The sequence below is a fragment of the Pseudomonas edaphica genome (assembly GCF_005863185.1).
GTDB classification, from domain to species: Bacteria; Pseudomonadota; Gammaproteobacteria; order Pseudomonadales; family Pseudomonadaceae; genus Aquipseudomonas; species Aquipseudomonas edaphica.
Genome location: NZ_VBVZ01000624.1, coordinates 1 through 3,557 on the forward strand (window position 1 = coordinate 1; position 3,557 = coordinate 3,557).

Annotated in this window: 5 protein-coding genes and 1 pseudogene; 3 read left to right on the top strand and 3 right to left on the bottom strand. The window is 62.7% G+C overall.

All coding sequences use genetic code 11. The annotated features are described in order from the left end of the window. Positions 1-463 (top strand): annotated as a pseudogene (locus FEM54_RS27785) (hypothetical protein); the annotation flags it as partial. On the opposite strand, the gene FEM54_RS27790 reads toward FEM54_RS27785, so the two are convergent. Beyond that, complete coding sequence (locus FEM54_RS27790; protein ID WP_138453777.1) at positions 460-1,176, bottom strand: tellurite resistance TerB family protein; 717 nt, start codon at positions 1,174-1,176, stop codon at positions 460-462. The pseudogene FEM54_RS27785 and the gene FEM54_RS27790 sit on opposite strands and share 4 nt — an antisense overlap. Positions 1,177-1,298: 122 nt before the next feature. On the opposite strand from FEM54_RS27790, the gene FEM54_RS27795 reads away from it, so the two are divergent. Next, a complete protein-coding gene (locus tag FEM54_RS27795; RefSeq protein WP_099549714.1) occupies positions 1,299-1,826 on the top strand; it encodes a DinB family protein in 528 nt (175 codons plus the stop codon). A gap of 2 nt (positions 1,827-1,828) precedes the next feature. Here the strand turns inward: FEM54_RS27795 and FEM54_RS27800 are convergent, their stop codons facing one another. Further along, positions 1,829-2,287: a GFA family protein gene (locus FEM54_RS27800; protein WP_138453778.1), complete on the bottom strand. Its 459-nt coding sequence runs from the start codon at positions 2,285-2,287 to the stop codon at positions 1,829-1,831. A gap of 184 nt (positions 2,288-2,471) precedes the next feature. On the opposite strand from FEM54_RS27800, the gene FEM54_RS27805 reads away from it, so the two are divergent. Continuing rightward, positions 2,472-2,753: a hypothetical protein gene (locus tag FEM54_RS27805; protein WP_017138846.1), complete on the top strand. Its 282-nt coding sequence runs from the start codon at positions 2,472-2,474 to the stop codon at positions 2,751-2,753. Between the two features lie 65 nt (positions 2,754-2,818). On the opposite strand, the gene FEM54_RS27810 is transcribed toward FEM54_RS27805, so the two are convergent. Further along, positions 2,819-3,557, bottom strand: a 739-nt coding sequence (locus FEM54_RS27810) for a c-type cytochrome (protein ID WP_138453779.1), incomplete at its 5' end; no start/stop codon positions are given.

The following is a 3,557-nucleotide window of genomic DNA, read 5'->3' on the forward strand; positions in this document are numbered from 1 at the left end:
GTCGCGCGCCAGCAATGCGGGGGAAGCCGAGACGCAAATCAGCCCGCAGGTAAAGGCCCAAGTGTGGTCGCAGGAGGCGTTGGGGCTGCCAATCGCGGTGTCTGCCACCAGCCACTTTGCCCTGGACCGCCAGCATGCATTCGACGGCGCGGACTTTAATGTACCGTTGACCTGGCAACCGGTGCAGGCATTGCGCCTGAGCCTCAATGGCGGCTGGACCCATGCCTACAACGGCGGTGAACAAAACCACCGCCTGACGTGGGGCGCAGGCTTTGAGTACCAGTTGGCAGACGCGCTCACGCTGATCGGGGAGCGCTACGGCCAGGAAGGCGGCGACCAGGCTTGGCAGGCCGGGCCGCGGTTCCATGTGGGCAAGCTGTTGGATGTGGATGTAGTGGTCGGGCAGAGCCTCACCGGTGATCACAACCAATGGTTGACCACCGGCGCGACCGTGCGTTTTTAAGGTTTTTTAGCTTGCTGCTCCAGGTGTAGTTGCAACTCTGGTTCGAGTCGCAACTGCGCCGCCAGTTCGTCTAGATAGCTGCGCTCCTTCGGCGCCTGGTCATTGACCAGCATCACGCTGGCCAGGTAGACCTCGGTCGCCAGCGCCGGGTCAGCGGCATATTCGGCAAAATCGGCGGCATTCAGCGGCTTGGCGACTTCTTCGTCGAGCCACTGCTGCAACTGAGGGTCGTCCGTATGGCGGCCTATCTCGGCTGAGATCATTTGCTTCTCGTTGTCATCGATACTGCCGTCGGCCTTCGCTGCCGCAATCAGAGCGCGTAACACCGCATGGCTATGAGCTTCAGCTTCCTGACCATCAAGCTGGTCAACCGTCTGGATGGCTTGCTGCGGTGCGCTGGCCTGCTGGCGTTGCCAGGCCTGGTACGCCTGGAAAGCCGCCATGCCCAAGGAGGCCAATGCTGCGTAGTTCATCCCACCGGAGCGCGTTTGGGGGGTGCCACTTGCAGGTGCACCGCCCAACAATCCGCCCAGGCCACCTAATAAACCACCCAGCCCACCGCCTGCCGAAGCGCTGGTGCCGCTGGCGGAGCTGTTCAACAGGCCGCCCAGCAAGCCACCCAGGCCGCCGAGCCCACCGCCCTGCGCACCGCCTGAGCCGCCGCCTTGCTGGCTGGCACGCAGCAGTTGTTCCAGTAAATTGCCGGTATTCATGGTGTCACTCTCCCGCAGCGTAATATTGGCGTTCAACAACCATAGCCCGCCTGCGCAGGAACACCAAGACCGCCGAGCGGGCACGCCTTATGATGGCCTCACCACGTTGAAGGAGAAACCTTGTGAACCGTCTTGAGCACATAGTGTTGATGGCTGACTACAACCAGTGGATGAACCGCAAAGTCTATGCCGCCGCCAGCCAGCTTACCGACGCAGAGCTGACCACGGACCGGCAGGCGTTCTTCGGCTCGATCCTCGGCACACTCAATCACCTGACGCTGGGGGACACGGTGTGGCTCAAGCGATTTGCCGAGCATCCGGCAGGCTTTGCCCGGCTGGCGCCATTAACGTCGATTGCCACGCCCTCTGACTTGAAGCAACTGGCTTTCGCCAACCTGCGCGAGCTGGCGGCCCGCCGCACCTGGCTGGACCAACTGATCATCGACTGGGCCAACAGCCTGCGCGAGCCCGATCTGGACCAGCGCTTGCAGTACCACAACATGCGCGGCGTGGCGAACCACAAGCCGTTCTTCGCGCTGCTGGTGCATTTTTTCAACCACCAGACCCACCACCGAGGCCAGGCAACCACGTTGCTGACCCAGGCGGGCGTGGACGTCGGTGATACCGACTTGCTGGCCCTGATTGATTGAACTCAGCGGGCACTGAAGGTGGCGTAAGCCTGCATCAAGCGCGGGAAGTCCTGCGGCTCGGGCAGTTGCGCGAAGCTTTCGAGCGCCGGCGTCGTGGCCCAAGGCAGTTTTTCGCTGGTCCAGGTTTCCATGAACGGCACGTAATCGCGGGCGTTATCCAGCAAGGTTGCGCGCACATTGACGAACTCATCGATGCCATGGGGGCGCGTAAACAGCCAGCTCATGCAGTGCGGGCAGCAATAATGGCGGTCCACGCCGTGCAAGCCACCTATCACCGGGCAACCCTGGGTCACGGTGAAGCCTGCGGCCGGAATCAACGCGCTAAGGGAAAACGCACTGGCGGTCATCTTCTGGCAGCCGTTGCAATGGCACGCCATGGTGATTACCGGCGGCAAACTCACACTGAAACGCACCCGGTTACAACGACAACTGCCTTCCAGCGGCAAGGTTTCGACGCTCATCACTCACTCCTTTTCATGATTGTTGGCACCGCAGGGTAACGTGAACTGCCCCCGGAATAAAACCGAACGCCGCGCCGCCTGCGAGGTCACAACCCTGAGGGTGCGGGGTTGTTTGCCCGCGCCCTGCCCACGCGCCGCCGCTGCTTTATGGCCGCGCGTACCCCCATAAGAAGGAGACGCTTACATGGTCACTCACTTCAAGGTCGCCGGGCATCTGGCTTGCGGCCATCACGGCACCAACCTCACGTCCAGCACCGAGCTGAACCGAGTCAAATGCCGCACCTGCCGCAATACCGACGCCTACAAAGAAGCGCGCCGCACCCAGCGCAACGCTGCCCGCCGCTCCGCGCGCAAAGCCAAAACCCATACTGCCGTTGACTGGCGCAGTGCCTGGACGCAACGCCTCACCGACTTGCCTGGGCTGCAGCGCCTGCCACGCGGTTTCAGTGGGCAGCCATTTGTCTGAGCTGTTCAGGCGTTGAAAACAGATTAACCCGGTTCCCATCGGGATCCTGCAGCAGATGCTAGGTGTCAGTGCGCCTTGTGCTCGGCTGGCGGTGCGTCGGCCTGCAACTTCTGCACGTCGCTGACCGCCAGCTCACTCGACTGGCCACCCCAACCCTGGCGCAGATAGTTGAGCAGGTCGGTCAGCTGTTGGTGATTGAGCTTGTCGGCAAAGCCCGGCATCGGTTGCATGCGCTCGAACCCGGTGAATTGCTGCTCGCCGATGCCGTCCTCGATCACCCGCAGCAGGTTGCGCGGGTCTTCCAGGCGCAGCGTGGTGTTGCCGCGCATGGCCACCGCGATGTGCGGCTTGCCCTCGCCGTTCGGCGCGTGGCAACCGGCGCAGACGTTCAGATAGTCCTGGCGGCCGCGTTGGGCGCTTGGGCTCATGGCGTCCAGCGACGTCTCGCTCAGCACCTTGGCCACCGGCGGTTGATCGCCCAGCAGGAAAGTCGCCATGGCGGCCAGGTCCGGATCGTTCAGGCCCTGGGTGCTGTTGTGGAACACCGGGAACATCTCGTTGAACATCGTGCCCTGGGCACTCATGCCGTGCTTGAGGAACGTGCTCAGGTCCTGATGATTCCAGCCGCGAGCGGCCAGGTCATTGGCCAACAGGCTGGGTGCCAGATAGCCATTGAGCAGGCCGCCGGTCAGGCGTTTATCCTGCTGCATTGCGCCGGGCAAGCCGCGTGGCGTGTGGCATTCGCCGCAGTGGCCGAGCACCTCGACCATGTATTGGCCACGCTGGAATGCTTCACTTTTGCCC